This is a genomic window from Neisseria sp. P0021.S005, assembly GCF_051956955.1.
In genome coordinates this window covers 1-1,148 of record NZ_JBQCWY010000798.1, presented here as the reverse complement: position 1 = coordinate 1,148, position 1,148 = coordinate 1, and the positions used below count along the sequence as shown (strand labels likewise).

1 protein-coding gene is annotated in these 1,148 nt (G+C 55.6%); it reads left to right on the top strand.

What is annotated here, in order from left to right; all coding sequences use genetic code 11:
- On the top strand, nt 1-1,148 hold a 1,148-nt coding region (gene dnaE / locus ACTHUE_RS19380; RefSeq protein WP_440424210.1), incomplete at both ends, for a DNA polymerase III subunit alpha.

Here is a 1,148-nt window from a genome sequence, read left to right as displayed (position 1 = left end):
CTGATTCCGTTGGAAGCCAACAAACCCCTGAGTTTGGAAAAAGCCATGGAGGCCGAGCCGCAGATTCAGGAATTGATTGAAGCGGAAGAAGCGGACGAACTGATTACGCTGGCGAAAAAGCTGGAAGACCTGACGCGCGGTTTGGGTATGCACGCGGGCGGCGTGTTGATTGCGCCGGGCAAGATTTCCGATTACAGCCCCGTGTATCAGGCGGACGAATCCGCCTCGCCCGTATCCATGTACGACAAGGGCGACGTGGAAGACGTGGGTTTGGTGAAGTTCGACTTTTTGGGTCTGCGCAACCTGACCATTATCGAAATGGCGCAGAACAACATCAAAAACACCACCGGCGATATTGTCGATGTCGGCAAGATTCCGCTTGACGACCAAGCTGCCTACCAAATCTTCCGCGATGCGAACACCACCGCCGTCTTCCAGTTCGAGTCGACCGGCATGAAAAAAATGCTGAAAACGGCGCACACGACCAAGTTTGAAGAACTCATCGCCTTCGTGTCGCTCTACCGCCCAGGCCCGATGGACAACATCCCCGACTTCGTCGCGCGCATGAAGGGACAGGAATTCCAATACATCCACCCGCTGCTCGAAGGCATCCTCGCGCCGACCTACGGCATTATGGTGTATCAGGAACAAGTAATGCAGGCGGCGCAGATTATCGGCGGCTACTCGCTCGGCGGCGCAGACTTGTTGCGCCGCGCCATGGGTAAGAAAAAGCCCGAAGAAATGGTGAAACACCGCGAAATTTTCGCCGAAGGCGCGGCAAAACAAGGCATTTCGCGCGAAAAATCCGACGAAATCTTCAACTACATGGAAAAATTCGCCGGCTACGGTTTCAACAAATCCCACGCCGCAGCCTACGCCCTGATTTCCTATCAGACCGCATGGCTCAAAGCCCATTATCCTGCCGAATTTATGGCGGCAACCATGTCGTCTGAATTGGACAACACCGACCAGCTCAAGCATTTCTACGACGACTGCCGCGCCAACGGCATCGAGTTCCTGCCGCCCGACATCAACGAATCCGACTACCGCTTCACGCCGTATCCGAACATGAAAATCCGCTACGCACTCGGCGCGATTAAAGGCACGGGCGAAGCCGCCGTCGAATCCATCATCGCCGCGCGGCAAAG